The sequence below is a fragment of the Anaeroglomus insulsum genome (genome assembly GCF_050689095.1).
GTDB lineage: Bacteria > Planctomycetota > Phycisphaerae > Sedimentisphaerales > Anaerohalosphaeraceae > Anaeroglomus > Anaeroglomus insulsum.
Window position 1 is genome coordinate 91,107 of record NZ_JBOGCL010000006.1, and the last position, 15,573, is coordinate 106,679.

Below are 15,573 nucleotides of genomic sequence, written 5' to 3' on the forward strand. Positions count from 1 at the left end.
AGATAGAGGCTTGTGATGAATCATAACCGATTGATGGCTTTAGTCATAGTGATATCCTTCTGCGGCGGTTGCCAGGGGCAGACTCAGGATAAAGCTACTGTGGAATCCCCGAAAACAAAGGTGGCAGACATTACTGACCTATTGGAACCGATCCGTCAAAAACACAACGTCCCGGCCATCTGTGCAGCCATAGTCAACAGCGACGGTATCATCGCCATCGGTGCCGTCGGCCTTCGCCGCAGGGGCGATACCACCCCCGTCACCACAAGTGACTTATGGCATCTCGGTTCCGATACCAAGGCCATGACCGCCGCAGTCCTCGCCCGGCTTGTCGAACAGAAAAAAGTCCGCTGGACCTCGACGCTGGCCGAGCTTTTTCCCGAGCTGGCCGACCGCATACATTCCCAGCTCAAAGGCGTCACCATCCTGCAGCTCCTGTCGCATCACGCGGGGCTGACCGAAAACCTCAACTGGCGGTCGTTTGCCTCCCGCGGCGATATCCGCCGCCAGCGCCAGGCGGTTATGGAACAGGCCCTGACCGAAAAGCCCAAATACACCCCCGGCACAGAGGCTCATTACTCCAATCTCGGATATGTTGTCGCGGGAATCGCCGTCGAGCGAATATCAGGCAAGTCCTGGGAAGACCAGATTTACGACAGCCTCTTTAAGCCGCTGGGGATGACCACCGCCGGCTTTGGCGGAGTGGGGACGCCGGGCAAACTCGACCAGCCCTGGGGACATCGTGCCGACGGCTCTCCTGTTGAGGGCAATGGCCCCGATATGGATAACGCAATGGTTATGGCTCCGGCCGGCTGCGTCCATGCCAGCATCTCCGACTGGGCGAAGTTTGTCATCGACCAGCTTCGCGGCGGTATGGGCAAATCCGCCCTGATGACCCCCGACACCTATCGCATCCTCCACACCCCGCCCTTTGGCAACGACTACGCCCTCGGCTGGCTGGCCGTTACCCGTGACTGGGGTGGCGGGGCCGTCCTTCACCATACCGGCTCCAACACCATGAACTATGCCAACACCTGGATCGCCCCCAAGCGTGATTTTGCCGTGCTAGTCTGCATCAACCAGGGCGGCGACAGTGCCTTCGCAGCCTCCGACGAAACCGTCGCTGCACTCATCAAAGCCATTGCCGATATGTCCCGGTAGGAGCAACCTATGGTTGACCCTCATTACCCCGTGTTTATCTTTTTTTCGTAAGGTGCAGATTTGGTGTTCGTCCAGATTCTCTCTGTAGCCGCACAGGCTTAAACTCCTGTTCGGCCTCGTGTGTTTTTGTTGTGGGCGTTACCAGACCAGCGAGTCGAAGACGCGGACTTGTTTCCAGTTGGCCTGGTTGCGCTGGATGAATTCCTTGTGTTTGGCGGCGACCTGGTAGTCCTCGTGATTTTTGCGGGTTTTGAAGACGATAGTCAGGGCGACATCGAAGGCCTGGTCATTAACCGGCCGGGTCAGGGTGGTATCCCGCAGGCCGGCGGAGAAGAAGGTCACGCCGGGATGGTCTTTCAGATAGGTGTAGCACTCCTCAAGCAATCGTTCCTTTTGCCCGGCGGAGTTGTCATTGAGGGTGAAAAACACGCTATGGGCCAGCATGGGTTCCTGGGTCATTGTTTTGCCTCCAAACAGACAGTTGCAGCATCCGGCCAGAGCCATCAGCGGTATCAGTAACAGCCAAAACCAGCGTTTCATGGTCGTATCCTTATAAGAGTATCCCATCCGGGCCGACTGCGGAAAAACGATAATCTATCCCGCCAGTGTCGGCTATATGATATCAGCATACGCATCTCATGAAAGAAAGTCAATGCTTGGCCGGACCAGGCAGAAAAACAAATAGCCATGAAAGGCTATTTTTATCATTCAGACGACGAATTTTCGGCAACAATACAGGGAAAACGATTTCAGGGTTGAATTGAGTCTGTCCATTTGGTTATAATACACAAAAGTCGTTCTCCCCCCGAACGTCTTTTGTGTGAAGCTTCATGTGAGGAGGAGGAATCAGATGCCAGTCGTCTGGTTCCTCTTTTCTTTTCATCTCCACGATTTCTCGATGGAATGCAGTACATTGTGAAGAATATATGTAGCGTTTGCAAATTATTATTAATTATATATTTCATCCATATTCCGCATATCAAAAATAAACTTGCTTTTTGTGTCAAAAAAAGATAAGATAGGGAAATCTTGTAGGATGGTTGGATTGTTTTCCATACCTAAAACATATTTTGACAGTCTGATTTGATTGTGAAGGGAGAAAATGATGAAAAGAGTAATGTTGTGTCTATGTGTCGTGGGCGTGCTGGCCGGGGTTGCCCATGCGGCCGAGACCCTGAATCTCAACGTGACGATTCGGGATTTTCAGGCATCGCACCCGGATTTTGAAATGAGTCCATATTATTCCGGCACGGGAATTGTTTTATCCACGCTGGGGGTAGATGGCAAGCCGGTGTATAACACTGCCAACACCACAAATGCGGTCACCAGTGAAGCGACGTTCAATCAGTGGTATAACGATGTAGCTGGTGTGAATTTGGTCATCTCCAAGACGCTGGTGGCCACCAAGAATGCGGGCGGTTTATATGAATATAACAACGCCAGCTTCTTCCCGATTGACGGCGAAGGATTCGGTAATGAAGGCCGTTCACACAATTATCATTTCACGCTTGAAATGCACAATATGTTTACCTATCAGGGCGGTGAGGTCTTTAATTTTACCGGTGACGACGACCTGTGGGTCTTTATCAACAAACAATTAGTCATTGATCTGGGCGGTGTCCATAGTTCTCAATCTCAAACGGTAAATCTCGATACCCTGGGCTTGACGGTTGGACAGACCTATGCCTTTGATCTGTTCTTTGCCGAACGGCATACCACAGAGTCCAATTTCAAGATGACCACGTCGATTGAACTGAAACAGCCGGTGGTTCCGGCACCTGGAGCGATTCTGCTGGGTGCGATGGGCACGAGTCTGGTTGGCTGGCTTCGGAGACGCCGGAGTCTGTAAGGTTGTTAAATTAGGGTGAGATGATAAAGCCGTGGCGTTTGGCCACGGCTTTTTTTGTTGGTTTACGGAAAAAAAGAGATGCTTTGCATTTATCCATCGTATGATTAGAATATGGGAGCATTAGAACTGGACTTGGAAGCAATAGAATGTGGGAGATACAGCAACCTCAGCCGGTTAAGCTGATTATTGGAATCTTGGCGGCTGACCAGCGGTGTCTTGCAGTGGCGGAGTCGGCGGTGTCCGAGACGTTTGGCAAGGCGGACCTGGTCAGTCCGGTGTATCCGTTTGATATGACGACCTATTACCAACAGCAGGCCGGACCGGCCATTTTGCGGCGATTTGTGAGCATTGAGGCTCCTATCGATCCAGGCCGGCTGGGGGGGATCAAGCACCAGACCAACCGGATGGAGATGCAGCTTGCCGAGGTGCTGGCAACACCGTGGCCCCGTCCGGTTAATCTTGACCCTGGATATCTGGAACCGAGCAAGCTGGTGTTGGCCTCGACCAAGAATTTTGCCCATCGGGTGTATATTGGCGATGGGATGTGGGCAGAGGTGACGCTGACCTATAACAAGGGGGTTTGGCAGGTCTATCCCTATACGTTCCCCGATTTCAAAAGCGGACGATATAACGCTTTTTTGTCGGCAGCGCGCGAAAAACTGGCGGCCCAGCGGCGGGATTTGGCCTCGGCGGCGGCATCGCCGGATGATTCGGATACCCCATGAATCGATGACAGGCAATAGGAAAGGATTAATTCGATTTCACAGGTAATGATCTTAGCTATGGTTTTGCCGGTTGGGGCGTTTTTGCTCTCGGCAATGCTGACGGTATTAGTGCGAAAGGCAGCGATGACAGTCGATTTTTGTGCCCATCCGCGTCAGGACCGCTATCATCGGACGGTCATTGCGCTGGGCGGGGGGGTTGCCATCTTCTGGACGATTGCGTTGTTTATTCTGGCTGGGCTGGCGGGGGGGTATCTGGCGGATGCAGGCAGGCTTTCTTTCATCGACAAGAGTCTTAGTGACCATGTGGAAGGATTTATCAATCGAAGTCGGGACCTGTGGGTGGTGCTGGGATGTGCGGCGATGCTGCATCTTTTAGGGCTGTGGGATGACAAGAAACGGCTGGGGCCTTATCTGAAACTGGCGGTGCAGTTTGGAGTTGCGACTGCGGCTGCGGTTTTTGCTGATGTGCGCGTGGAGATGTTTATTCATAACAAGGTCATCACAACGCTGCTGTCGGTGCTGTGGATTGTCGGGATTATGAATGTGTTTAATTTTCTTGATAATATGGACGGCTGTTCAGCGGGGATTGCAATGATTGTGGCCGGGGTGCTGCTGACGGCGGCGGTCGGCAGCGGGCAGGTCTTTATTTCCGGTCTGGGGCTGCTGTTTATCGGGGCGGTGGCGGGCTTCTGGGTGTGGAATTTCCCGCCGGCCAAAATTTTTATGGGGGATTGCGGGTCGCTGGTGATTGGTTTTTTTGTTGCCCTGTTGAGCCTTCGGACCACCTATTATCATCAAAATGACGGCGGCGGCCTGTATGCCGTGTTTATGCCGTTATTGGCTTTGGCTGTGCCGCTGTATGATTTTGTCAGTGTAACCTTTTTGCGGATTAAACAGGGCAAAAGCCCGCTGGTCGGCGATACGCAGCATTTTTCGCACCGGCTTCGCAGGCGAGGACTGACCGATACGCAAACGGCACTAACGCTATATCTGGCGACATTGTGTACCGGATTGGGGGCGATATTTCTGCGGCAGGTGGATTTCGTCGGGGCGATTTTGATTTTTGTCCAGACACTGATGACGCTGGCGATTGTAGCGATTTTGGAAGCCACCGGCAAACCCTGTGACCAGTGACAATCCTCTTTGAAGACACACGCTATGGCACTCAAAAAGAACAACCTAACCAAGCCTGCCTCGAACCGCCTGTTGGAAGGGATTCTTCTGGCGGTGGTGCTGGGTATGATGGCGCTGCGGTTGAGTTTTGTTGAGCAGCCGCATTCGGCGATGCAGAATCCGGCTTTATGGACGACGCCCCGCGGGATGAGTCTGCTGCTGTCGGGGGTGGTGTTTGCGGCGGTGATGGCCGGGGTTGTGAGCCTGTGGATTCGAGGGCGGCTGCCATGGTCGGGACGCCTTGTGCCGCTGGCGACGGGATTGTTTCTGGTCGGTGGGGTGATCGCCTGTATGGTTTCATCCGACAAACGGGCGGCTATCAGCGAACTGTTTACACTCATCGTGCCCATGCTGATGGCGATTACGGTGGTCGGCTGGCTGGATTCTCAGCGGCGGGTGGATGCTGCTGTCTGGGTTATTCTGGCGACCGGCTGCGCGGCAGTCTATGTCAGTATGGATCAATATACCGCCGGCAATTCGCAGGTGGAGCAGGACTACGCCGCTGACCCATACAAACATTTGGCGCTGCTGGGAATTGAGCCTAACAGCCTGGCGCATTTCCAGTATGAACACCGTCTGCATTCCAAAGATGTTCGTGGATTTCTCCTGACCAGTAATTCCACGGCGACATTCCTGCTGGCGGGAATCTTGATTTCACTGGGATTGATTGTTGATACCTTACGCAGCCGCAGGGAGGATGCGGGATTTGCCGCCCGGCTGGTGGTACAACTAGTCGTGCTGATGACGCTGGCTGTTGGCCTGCTGATTGGGAAAAGCCGGGGCGGCATCGGTGCTGCAATGCTGTCGGGGGGGTTGTTTGCGGTTTTTCTGTTGTGCCGACGTTGGGTATGGGCTTATCGCAAACCGATATTCATTGCGGGGCTGCTGGCGGCTGTGGTATGTGGTAGCTGGGTGATTGCCTATGGGCATCAGCATGGACGGCTGCCCGGCCCCAATGCCCTGTATGTGCGATGGCAGTACTGGGTGGGGGCGGCGGAGATGCTTAAAGATCGTTTCGTGACCGGTGTCGGCGGGGGTAATTTCGGCATATTTTATCCGCGGTATAAAATTGCTGCGGCTCCGGAGACAGTGAAGGACCCGCATCAGTTTATCCTGTCGTTGTGGTGCCAGTTTGGAATTTTGGGACCGATGGCCTTTCTGATGGCGGTGGGAGCTGTGGTCTGGAAAGGTTTTCGCAGATGTTGCGGTGAACAGGCCGGAGCGGCTGATTCCATTGCCGCTGGTCCGGATGCATTGACCCCGTGGGGCGTGCTGATGGGAACGCTTTTTTTGCTGCTGGTGATTCGGCCCTGGGTCAGCGAAGGTGGTATTATCGGAGAGAATGCTACGGTTCAACTGTCGGTGTTTGTGCTGATGTATGTGCTTCCGGCGGCAGCGTTTGTGCTTGCGTTTGGTTTGCTGTGGGCAACCGCAAAAGAGCCGACCAGCGTAATGCCGCGTGACGGGCTGTTGTGCGGCCTGGTGTGTGGTGTGGTTGGTATTTTGATTCACAATCTGATTGACTTTGCCATTTTTGAACCGGGTGTGTGGATGAGCTTCTGGCTGATGCTGGCACTGATTCTGGCTATCAGCCGCAGGCCGGACAAGCCTGCTGCGTCGGAAGCGATGCGGATGCCGCGGCGGTGGATCGGAATCATCACTGCGGTGCTCGTGACGGGTTTGATCGGGTATCATTATGTCTGGATTCCCGTCAAAGCGGGTGCTGTATTTCAGCGGGGACTGCGGGACTTCGACCACGCCGAACCGTATTTTCTGGAATCGGCTCGACTGGATCCGCTGGACCCGGACCCCTGGGTCTTTGCCGGCCAGTGGCATTTGAGCCAATATGAGAATACCCGATTGTTCCGTCGGGAACATGCAGAAAAAGCGGTGTCGTATTTCCAGCAGGCCTGCGGGCGAGATCGGGCCAATTTCCGCTGTCGGGAGTTGCTTGGCAGAGCCTATATTGCGCTGGCCGAAACGAATCCCCAGCAGTCCGGACCGCTGCTGGAATCTGCTTATCAGGCCGGCCTTGAGGCGCAGGCTCGTTATCCGGGTTCAGATCGGATTGCGTATGATCTGGGGCTTCTGGCCGAGCGGATGGGCAATCGGCAAGAGGCTTTCAGACAATTTTCCCAAGCCGTCCTGATTGAAGAACAGTACCGTGCCCAATTTGCCCGGATGTATCCGGGATATCCGCTATGCAGCCGCCTGGGACAAAGCCGGTATGATTATGCCTTGGCCTATGTGAATAAAGAAAGGGTTTCACCCGAAACTCCAACAAATACCCAAGAAAAGGAGAATACTCCATGAAGCTTCAGAAACGACACTACGCGGCAGGATTGATGATCGCAGCGATTGCAGGACTCTGTTGCACAGGTGCAATCGGTCAGGAACAGGAACAAAAGAAAACATGGATCAGCCTGTTTAACGGCAAAGACCTCAAGGGTTGGACACCCAAATTTACCGGCTCGAAACTGGGCGAAAATTACAAAAATACCTTCCGGGTCGAAGACGGCGTATTAAAAGTCTCCTACGACCAGTATGAGCAGTTCAAGGGTGAATTCGGACATTTGTTTTATGCACTGCCGTTTTCACATTATCTCTTCCGGGCCGAATACCGTTTTACCGGCCAGCAGGTCAAAGGCGGTCCTGCCTGGGCATTCCGTAACAGCGGAGTGATGATTCATTGTCAGGATCCCAATACCATGACTCAGGACCAGGATTTTCCAGTCAGTATTGAGGTTCAATTGCTCGGCGGTGACGGCAAAAATGATCGCACCACGGGCAATCTCTGTACCCCGGGTACCAACGTGGTAATCAACGATACACTGATCACCGACCACTGTATCACGTCCAAGTCCAAGACCTATCACGGAGATCAGTGGGTGACAATTGAAATTGAAGTGCATGGCAGCGATATGATCCGTCATAAAATCAATGGGGAAACCGTGATAGAATACCAAAAGCCGCAGCTGGATGAGCGGGACGCGAACGCCAAAAAACTGATTCAGGACGGCAAGCTGTTGTTGTCGGAAGGCTATATTGCTCTGCAGGCCGAAAGTCACCCGGTAGAGTTCCGTAAGGTGGAAATCCTGCCGCTGGAAGAACAGTAAAAGCCAGCCCCAATACCCTCGACAGGCTGGTTTAAAGAAGTGTGAATCAAATTTTGGGCTTAGTTGCGAGAATAATCACAATAACTTGTCCGATAGTGCAAAAATAGGTGTTTTTTCCTTGTGAAATGAGTTGTTTGAATAGCCGACATCACTTAATAAGCCGTTCCAGGTGAACCTGGATTAATGTATCTCGTCTGTGGAGACGCTGAAACGGCCCAATATTGTCTGCTGTCTGCAATGTTTTGCACCCGATGAATGCGTGAAGTTATCGGACTAAGTTATGGATAAGAATGGTGATCCAAAGGAACAGCGGAAGGCCGGTTTAGGTCAGCCTATTATTCGCGTATACCTGGTGATAGGGTTGTGTCTTCTGGCATCGACAGCGGGGCTTGGCTATGCCTGGTTTTCAGCCCGGCGGATGACCCTGGAACACAGCAAGGTCTGCTGTGCGGCGATGGAGATTCGACTGGAAGCTGCTGCCGCCCACCTGTGGCTGCAAAAATACATTTATGTTCGCGAAGAGGACCTTCTGAGCCGTGTTCGATCTCACCTGGATAATGCGGTCTGGTATGTTCAGGCGATATTACAGGGGGGGGTAAATCACCACGACTCGTACCCTCCAGCCTGCAATGCTTCGATCCGCAGGTATGCTCAGACGATTGGAAAACAGATTGCTTCGTATCGGCAACAGATTCTCAACCGGCTGGAATGCATTGCCCTGTCTAATCAAACAGAGTATGCGATTGCGGCATTCGATGCGGATTTTGTCTCTCTGATCACGCTGACTGAGCAGATGGAAAAAGACATCAAACAGATGCAGCGGCGGGAGTTGTATACCTTTTACGGGGTATGCGGTGTGCTGCTGATTTGCTGGCTGATTCTGGCAGTGATGTTTGCGTTATTGATGCGACAGTATGTCAACAGGCAGCGTGATCATAAACAACAGCTTGAAGTGGCCAATGCCGAACTGGTTAAAACCCAGACTAAGCTCAACCGGATTAATGAAAAACTCAAACGAGCAGTTCGGGAAGCCAAGCGTCTGGCTCGACTGTCGGAAAAAGCCAACAAGCTCAAAACCGATTTCCTGGCCAATATCAGCCATGAACTGCGGACTCCGATGAATGCCGTGCTGGGGTTTTCGGAACTGCTGCGTGAAGAACCGCTGGCCGAGCACCAGAAGGAATTTGTTCAGAGTATCCATGCCGCGGCGGGAACGATGTTGTGCCTGATCGACGGGATTTTGGATTTGACCGAAATCGAGCGAGATGAAGTCCAGATTTCCTGTCAGCCTATTGTGCTGGAACAACTGCTGCGGGAGCTTTGGTCAATTTATTATCTGCCCGCAGAAGACCGGGGATTGTGTTTTGAAATCCAGCGGATGGGGACGCTTCCCGAGCGGATTCTGGGTGACCCGATCCATCTGCGGCAGTGTCTGGTGGTACTGATGGATAACGCGCTGAAATATACCGAGAAGGGACATATTTATATTCGGGTCAGTCGCCGGGACGATGCGATCCGCTCCTGGCTGCGGTTTGAAGTGGAAGACACCGGCGTCGGCATCAAGCCCGAAGAGCAGGACTGGATCTGGAATATCTTTACTCGTTCGGACAATAAAATCAACCGCGACAATCGGGGTTTCGGCCTGAGTCTGCCGATTGCGGTTCGGCTGGTACAGCGGATGAATGGCTCCATGACCTTGAAAAGCGATGCGGGTCAGGGCAGTACGTTTGTGATGGAAATTCCGCTGGATATACCGCCTGCGGCTCCAACAGCAGACACAGAAAAAACTGCTGCTCTGGCCCAAAGCACCTCATAATTCAGATGTTTGTTGCCTTTGCCTTTTTATTTTCGTGCGGACTAAATGCACACATTATCCATCAGCCGCGGGAAGGCGATGCATTGACGGATATGCCGTTCGTTGGTAATCCAGGCGACGGTGCGTTCAATCCCCAGACCAAAGCCGCCATGCGGCACCGAGCCATATTTCCGTAAATCCAGGTACCAGTCGTAGTTTTGGGGATTATACCCTTCTTCTTCAATGCGTTTGAGCAGATACTGCAAATCATCTTCCCGGACGGAACCACCGATGATTTCGCCGAACCCCTGAGAGGCCAGCAGGTCGAAATTCTGGACCACCTTCGGATTGTCGCGGTCGGTCTTCATATAGAACGCCTTGGCTTCGCGCGGGTAATGCGTAACGAAGACCGGCTTGTCATGCATCAGCGAGATAATGGTTTCATCTGAGCCGCCCAGGTCTTTGCCCCATTTGAATTCGGCAGCCAGTTGAGCATGTTTGGGATTATTCTCAATTTTGATATTCAATTCGTCCAGCTCAGCCCGCAGCTCGATTTGCAGGCGGGCATTTTTGTCTTTTTGCCACTGTTTAAGGCCGCCGGCTTTGTCTGCAGCTTCGATGTCGGCCAGTTGTTTTTCCACAGCAGCCTTCTGGGATTTGAACTGCTCGAGCTGTTCGGCCATAAATCAGGCGGTGCGGTCACTGGTCAGGATATCGGCCGCCTCCGTATAGGTCAGACGGTAGAAGGGCGGTTCGATTTTTTCCAGCATGGTGATATCGGCACCCAGAGTTTCCAGTTCCGGACGATTGTCTTTCAGAACTCGCTTGACGATACTGGTCACGAAATCTTCCGCCAGTTCCAGCAGGCCCGGCAGGTCAATAAAGGCTATTTCCGGCTCGACCATCCAGAATTCGGTCAGGTGGCGACGGGTCTTGCTCTTTTCAGCGCGGAAAGTCGGGCCGAAGCAATAGACCTTACCAAAACTCATTGCAGCGCATTCAAGGTAAAGCTGTCCCGTCTGTGACAGAAACATGGGTTTACCAAAATAATTGACGGCAAACAGCGTTTGTTCACCTTCACCGGCTGCAGCGGTGAAGATCGGAGTATCCACCAGGGTAAAGCCGTTGTCGTTGAAAAATCGCCGAATGGCATCAATGACGGTATGGCGAATGCGTCCGATGCACCAGGGCCGCTGGCTGCGGAGATGCAAATGACGGTTTTTCATCAGAAATTCCACACCGTGCTCTTTGGGTGTAATCGGGTAGTTCTGTGTCGGGCAGATAATACCTGCTGCCGTCACAGCCAGTTCGTATCCGCCCGGACTGCGGGGTTCAACACGGACGATGCCCGACAGTGACAGGGAGGACTCCTGTCCCAGCCGGACAAGCTGTTCGAACAACTCGTCGGAGATTTTGCCCTTTTCGATGACGCACTGGCACAGGCCGGTGCCATCCCGCAGGACGATGAAGGCGACTTTTCCGCTATGACGGCTATGATAGACCCAGCCGGACAGAGTGACTTCCTGACCGGCGAATGCACTGAGCTGATGGATTGTCGTTTTCATAACACCTTGAAATATGAATGGTTATATAGTTTTATTTGCATCACAGGGGTATTTGTACCCCCGATAGGACCAAAAATCAATATAGAGTCTGGATTTTTTAATATGAATATCTCAGAGAGCCGGGGCTGTGTTAAGTACACTGATTCTGGGCAAATTGTCCGCCGGAGGCGCGGCTAAGCACGGTTTCAATCTGTTCGATGGCCAACCTGGCGGCAAAATATACGTGTTAAGTAGAAAATATCCCACCCCGTGCGAAATCCATGTAATCCTGCGACGGCCAGCATCATCTTGCATAAAAAGGAAATATGCTTATCCTGGTGTTCCTGATATGAAACAGGTATTGTGGAGGCTATTATGAAACGGACCTGTCGTTGGCTCGTTGGTGTGGTATGGCTGGGGGGACTTTTACATGCAGCAGAGGTGCCCTTTGTCCAGGTGCAAAAAGTCCTCGAAAAACCAGCGGCCCACCCTCGATTAATATGGCCTGCAGGAACAGAGCAGCAGATTCGCGACCGCATTGCGGCAGACCCGGCAGCCAAGGCCATTTTTGAGCAAATTCACAGCCAGGCCGAGGCACTGCTTGAACAGCCTCCGATAGAACGCGTTCAAATCGGCAGACGGCTCCTGGATAAGTCTCGTACCTGCATCAAGCGTGTACTAACCTTGTCGTTTATGTACCGGATGACCGGACAGGAGGTCTATTCCCAGCGGGCCCAGAAAGAAATGCTCGCTGCGGCAGCATTTTCCGATTGGAATCCCTCCCATTTTCTGGATGTGGCGGAGATGACGGCGGGGCTGGCCATCGGCTATGACTGGCTCTATGACACACTGTCACCAGCATCGCGAGAAACCATCCGTCGTGCAATTGTGGATAAGGGGCTGATGCCATCGCTGGAAACCAAAGAGGATTTGTCTAATCTCGAATCGATTAAAAAGAGTATCGAAAAGCGGATGAACACCTGGTGGGTCACTTCGACGAATAACTGGAACCAGGTCTGTAATGGCGGCATGACACTGGGGGCGCTGGCAGTGCTGGAAGATGAGCCGCGCCTGGCTGCGCAGATTGTCCATCGAGCAATCCATTCTGTTCCGCGGGCCATGGGCGAATACAATCCGGATGGGGCGTATCCGGAAGGGCCGAGTTATTGGGTCTATGGAACCAGCTACAATATTGTGCTGATTGATGCTTTGAATACGGCTTTGAAAACAGATTTCGGGCTTTCGGAACACAAGGGATTTAAGAAGACTGGGGATTATTTTGTCCAGATGACCGGCCCGACGGGGTTGTTTTTTAATTATGCCGATTGCGGCCAGCGCGGGCGGGAGATTTATCCGGAAATCGTCTGGTTTTCCAGGCATTACTCCCGACCGGACTGGCTATGGGGGGAGAAGCCTGCTTTGGAACGCTATCGAACAAAGGCAGGCCAGGGGATGTCCGGAGGGTCCTGTTTTCTGCCGATGACACTAATCTGGATGGGACAGGCCGAACCTGTCAAGCCAGCGATACAATGCTGGAAGGGCGATGGCAATAACCCTGTGGCGGTATTGCGCAGCGGCTGGGAGGAGGAGTCGCTTTATGTTGCCATCAAAGGCGGCAGCCCCTCTGTCAATCATGGCCATATGGATATCGGGTCGTTTGTGCTGGATGTGGATGGAGTGCGATGGGCACTGGATTTGGGTATGCAGGATTATAACCGTGTTGAGCAGATGGGAGTCAGCCTGTTTAACATGCGACAGGATTCGCAGCGCTGGCAGATTATGCGCTATACGAATCTGTGGCATAATACTTTGGCTGTTGATGAGCAGCTCCAGCACGTGGAAGGATTTGCACCGATTACGGAATTTGTGCCGGACCAGCCCAAGCCCCGTGTGGTCGTGGATATGAGCCGTGTGTATGCCGGGCAGTTGGACACCGCAATGCGTTCGGTCCAGATATCCGCCGACAGAACGACCTGGATTCACGACCGCGTTAAGGCTGTGAATAAGGACGTTACCGTGCGATGGAGCATGGTCACGCCGGCGGAGGTCGAAATTCAATCCAGCGGGACGGCCCTGCTGAAAAAGGATGGCAAAATGCTGTATTTTGCGGTGCATGTTCTGGATGCCCCAGCGATGGATATTCCGCTTAAGATTTGGTCCACTGAGCCGAAATCCAAACTGGATGAGCCGAATCGCGGTACGCGAATTCTGGGATTTGAGATTCCGCTCCAGGCCGCCCAGACGATGGACTATTATGTTACGATGGCACCTCTGACAAACGGTCAGAAGGATTTTTCGCCCCAGACATATCAGCCTGCTCCGTGGCCGGAAAAAGTCAAATAAGCAGGCGGGAATGGAAAGTTACTCTGTCCTGAGGACCAGGCCCAGCAGATAATCCACCACGTCGGGCATGGATAATGTTGAGGGAGCACATTTATCGAGCCAGATCGTCCCGAATATCACGCCGATCAGAGTCCTTGCAGATAACGCGGCCTGGGCACTGTTCAAGCCGGATTGCGTCAACCAGTTGATGTACAATCCCTCATACCATCGCCAGAAGTCTGTCAGCCGGGTCTGAAGGTCCGGCCCAAGCTGCTGAATCTGGACGGAAAGCCGGCTAATCAGCCGGCAGTTGACCCATTGTCCGGAGGTATTCTTTTCCATCAGAATCGACAGCCATTGTTTCAATTGTTCGATAGCCGGTGCTTGCTTGTCAATCGTCATCAGCAGCGTTTTATATTCTGCGACAACCTCTTCCAGCATGACCTCGCACAGGTGGTCTTTGCTGCGAAAATAATGATAGAACGCTCCTTTGGTGATGCCGGTTGCACCGAGGATATCATCCAGCGATGTGGCGGTAAACCCGTGGTTGCTGAACAGGCCGCGAGCGGAATGCAAAATGCGTGTTTTGGTCTCAGTGGGATGTCTCGACATCGTCGGCTCCCGAAGGATTAAGACATTATCGGCTTAATGCCAAAAACAGAACCGCCAGCAGAAGCACCGCCGACAAGGCGGCCAGAATGATGACAAGCATTTTATATTTGGTCAGGGCTTCTTCGGTGGCTCGCAGTAGTTTTTCGTTGGGCACATCGACGGCCGCCCCTTCTTCCAGCTCACCCAATGCTTCGAGGTTGAAACGCTGTCTGGCAATCAGCGGGGGCTTTCCATCGCGTACGGCCTGAAGATCGACAATGCCTTCTTCCATATTTTTATATCGGTCTTTCTTGTCTTTGGCCATCATGACTTCGATGACCTCTGAAATCCCGGCAGACAGGGCGGTATTAATGTGATCCGGCGGAATCAAGGGTTCTTTCAGGTGTTTTTTCATCACTTCCGCAGGGGCTGATGCGTCAAAGGGGACTCGTCCTGTGACCATATGATACAGCGTGCCGCCCAGCGAGTAAATATCTGCGCGACCGTCAATATCCATCTCGCCCCGGATCTGTTCAGGTGCGATATAATAAGGGGTGCCGAAGGCCTTGCCCTGCTCGTGTTTGGCAGCGCGGACATCCGAGGTTTCGCGAGCCAATCCCATATCGGCCAGTTTGACGACGCCGTCTTTATTGATCATGATATTTTTGGGCTTGACGTCACGATGGATTAACCCCTGGGCATGGGCGTGAGCCAGAGCATTGGCAACCTGAATAATGACATCCAGGGCCTCTTTCTCAGAAAAGATTTTGCCCTTGGATAAATCATCGTAGAGGGTCCTTCCTTCGACATATTCCATCACAAAATAGTACAATCCGCCGACTTCACCGACATCGATAGCCTGGACGATATTATTATGATTGAGTTTGGCGGCAAGACGACCTTCTTTATAAAACCGCTCTACATAATCCGATTTCTGGACAAATTTCTTGGGTAATACCTTGATTGCGACGGTGCGATCCAGGGACAGTTGTTTAGCCTTATATACGACGGCCATGGCCCCTGACCCTAATTTGCCTAAGACTTTGTAGCCAGGGATTTGATTGCTGCTGTCACGACTCTCGCGAATAGAGACTTTCAGCCGTTCAGCCTGAGTAGGGGTCAGATAGCGTTTTTCCAGTAAAAGCTGCTCCAGGGTGGTTGGCTTTTCGGAAGCCCTTTTTTTCCGCTCGTCCTGGCAGGAGCGAACCTCCTCTTCGGTGCATAGCTTTTGCTCGACCGCCATTCTTCCGAACAGCGTGTCGTAGCTGGTTTGTTCATTCTGGGCCAAGTTTCAGCC

13 protein-coding genes are annotated in these 15,573 nt (G+C 52.7%); 8 read left to right on the plus strand and 5 right to left on the minus strand.

The genetic code is table 11. The features are described from left to right. Window positions 1–15: 15 nt before the first annotated feature. Window positions 16–1,161 carry a serine hydrolase domain-containing protein gene (locus ACQ9LF_RS07160; RefSeq protein ID WP_462488699.1) on the plus strand — a complete coding sequence of 382 codons (1,146 nt, stop codon included), beginning with the start codon at window positions 16–18 and terminating at the stop codon, window positions 1,159–1,161. Window positions 1,162–1,299: 138 nt separating this feature from the next. On the opposite strand, the gene ACQ9LF_RS07165 is transcribed toward ACQ9LF_RS07160, so the two are convergent. Next, on the minus strand, window positions 1,300–1,701 hold the full coding sequence (locus ACQ9LF_RS07165) for a Dabb family protein (protein ID WP_462488700.1): 402 nt from the start codon (window positions 1,699–1,701) through the stop codon (window positions 1,300–1,302). A 562-nt stretch (window positions 1,702–2,263) separates the two neighbouring features. On the opposite strand from ACQ9LF_RS07165, the gene ACQ9LF_RS07170 reads away from it, so the two are divergent. From ACQ9LF_RS07170 to ACQ9LF_RS07195, 6 genes are all read left to right on the plus strand, one after another. Further along, the gene (locus ACQ9LF_RS07170) at window positions 2,264–3,010 is read left to right on the plus strand and encodes a fibro-slime domain-containing protein (protein WP_462488701.1); all 747 of its coding nucleotides are present in this window, start codon (window positions 2,264–2,266) and stop codon (window positions 3,008–3,010) included. 146 nt (window positions 3,011–3,156) lie between these two features. Continuing rightward, the gene (locus ACQ9LF_RS07175) at window positions 3,157–3,735 is read left to right on the plus strand and encodes a DUF4416 family protein (RefSeq protein ID WP_462488702.1); all 579 of its coding nucleotides are present in this window, start codon (window positions 3,157–3,159) and stop codon (window positions 3,733–3,735) included. A gap of 57 nt (window positions 3,736–3,792) precedes the next feature. Then, the gene (locus ACQ9LF_RS07180) at window positions 3,793–4,869 is read left to right on the plus strand and encodes an MraY family glycosyltransferase (RefSeq protein WP_462488703.1); all 1,077 of its coding nucleotides are present in this window, start codon (window positions 3,793–3,795) and stop codon (window positions 4,867–4,869) included. Window positions 4,870–4,893: 24 nt separating this feature from the next. Beyond that, window positions 4,894–7,221: an O-antigen ligase family protein gene (locus ACQ9LF_RS07185; RefSeq protein ID WP_462488704.1), complete on the plus strand. Its 2,328-nt coding sequence runs from the start codon at window positions 4,894–4,896 to the stop codon at window positions 7,219–7,221. Next, on the plus strand, window positions 7,218–8,024 hold the full coding sequence (locus ACQ9LF_RS07190; RefSeq protein WP_462488705.1) for a 3-keto-disaccharide hydrolase: 807 nt from the start codon (window positions 7,218–7,220) through the stop codon (window positions 8,022–8,024). Before ACQ9LF_RS07185 ends, ACQ9LF_RS07190 begins: the two co-directional genes overlap by 4 nt. A gap of 280 nt (window positions 8,025–8,304) precedes the next feature. Beyond that, complete coding sequence (locus tag ACQ9LF_RS07195; protein WP_462488706.1) at window positions 8,305–9,840, plus strand: sensor histidine kinase; 1,536 nt, start codon at window positions 8,305–8,307, stop codon at window positions 9,838–9,840. A 41-nt stretch (window positions 9,841–9,881) separates the two neighbouring features. Here the strand turns inward: ACQ9LF_RS07195 and ACQ9LF_RS07200 are convergent, their stop codons facing one another. Together ACQ9LF_RS07200 and ACQ9LF_RS07205 are read right to left on the minus strand one after the other, a co-directional pair. Then, window positions 9,882–10,502, minus strand: coding sequence for an amino acid--tRNA ligase-related protein (locus tag ACQ9LF_RS07200; protein WP_462488707.1), 621 nt, complete (start codon window positions 10,500–10,502; stop codon window positions 9,882–9,884). 3 nt (window positions 10,503–10,505) lie between these two features. Then, entirely contained in the window at window positions 10,506–11,384 is an 879-nt protein-coding gene (locus ACQ9LF_RS07205) for an amino acid--tRNA ligase-related protein (protein WP_462488708.1), read from the minus strand. Between the two features lie 354 nt (window positions 11,385–11,738). On the opposite strand from ACQ9LF_RS07205, the gene ACQ9LF_RS07210 reads away from it, so the two are divergent. Next, the gene (locus ACQ9LF_RS07210; protein WP_462488709.1) at window positions 11,739–13,706 is read left to right on the plus strand and encodes a heparinase II/III domain-containing protein; all 1,968 of its coding nucleotides are present in this window, start codon (window positions 11,739–11,741) and stop codon (window positions 13,704–13,706) included. An 18-nt stretch (window positions 13,707–13,724) separates the two neighbouring features. Here ACQ9LF_RS07210 and ACQ9LF_RS07215 read toward each other — a convergent pair whose 3' ends face one another. Next, window positions 13,725–14,297, minus strand: a complete 573-nt coding sequence (locus tag ACQ9LF_RS07215) for a TetR/AcrR family transcriptional regulator (RefSeq protein ID WP_462488710.1) — start codon at window positions 14,295–14,297, stop codon at window positions 13,725–13,727. Window positions 14,298–14,322: 25 nt separating this feature from the next. Beyond that, window positions 14,323–15,564: a serine/threonine protein kinase gene (locus tag ACQ9LF_RS07220; protein ID WP_462488711.1), complete on the minus strand. Its 1,242-nt coding sequence runs from the start codon at window positions 15,562–15,564 to the stop codon at window positions 14,323–14,325. Window positions 15,565–15,573: the final 9 nt, after the last annotated feature.

Coding starts and splice junctions, on each gene's coding strand:
- ACQ9LF_RS07185 (WP_462488704.1), top strand. CDS start 4,894: ATGGCACTCAAAAAGAACAACCTAACCAAGCCTGCCTCGAACCGCCTG.
- ACQ9LF_RS07200 (WP_462488707.1), bottom strand. CDS start 10,502: ATGGCCGAACAGCTCGAGCAGTTCAAATCCCAGAAGGCTGCTGTGGAA.
- ACQ9LF_RS07175 (WP_462488702.1), top strand. CDS start 3,157: ATGTGGGAGATACAGCAACCTCAGCCGGTTAAGCTGATTATTGGAATC.
- ACQ9LF_RS07205 (WP_462488708.1), bottom strand. CDS start 11,384: ATGAAAACGACAATCCATCAGCTCAGTGCATTCGCCGGTCAGGAAGTC.
- ACQ9LF_RS07215 (WP_462488710.1), bottom strand. CDS start 14,297: ATGTCGAGACATCCCACTGAGACCAAAACACGCATTTTGCATTCCGCT.
- ACQ9LF_RS07190 (WP_462488705.1), top strand. CDS start 7,218: ATGAAGCTTCAGAAACGACACTACGCGGCAGGATTGATGATCGCAGCG.
- ACQ9LF_RS07170 (WP_462488701.1), top strand. CDS start 2,264: ATGATGAAAAGAGTAATGTTGTGTCTATGTGTCGTGGGCGTGCTGGCC.
- ACQ9LF_RS07180 (WP_462488703.1), top strand. CDS start 3,793: ATGGTTTTGCCGGTTGGGGCGTTTTTGCTCTCGGCAATGCTGACGGTA.
- ACQ9LF_RS07160 (WP_462488699.1), top strand. CDS start 16: ATGAATCATAACCGATTGATGGCTTTAGTCATAGTGATATCCTTCTGC.
- ACQ9LF_RS07195 (WP_462488706.1), top strand. CDS start 8,305: ATGGATAAGAATGGTGATCCAAAGGAACAGCGGAAGGCCGGTTTAGGT.
- ACQ9LF_RS07165 (WP_462488700.1), bottom strand. CDS start 1,701: ATGAAACGCTGGTTTTGGCTGTTACTGATACCGCTGATGGCTCTGGCC.
- ACQ9LF_RS07210 (WP_462488709.1), top strand. CDS start 11,739: ATGAAACGGACCTGTCGTTGGCTCGTTGGTGTGGTATGGCTGGGGGGA.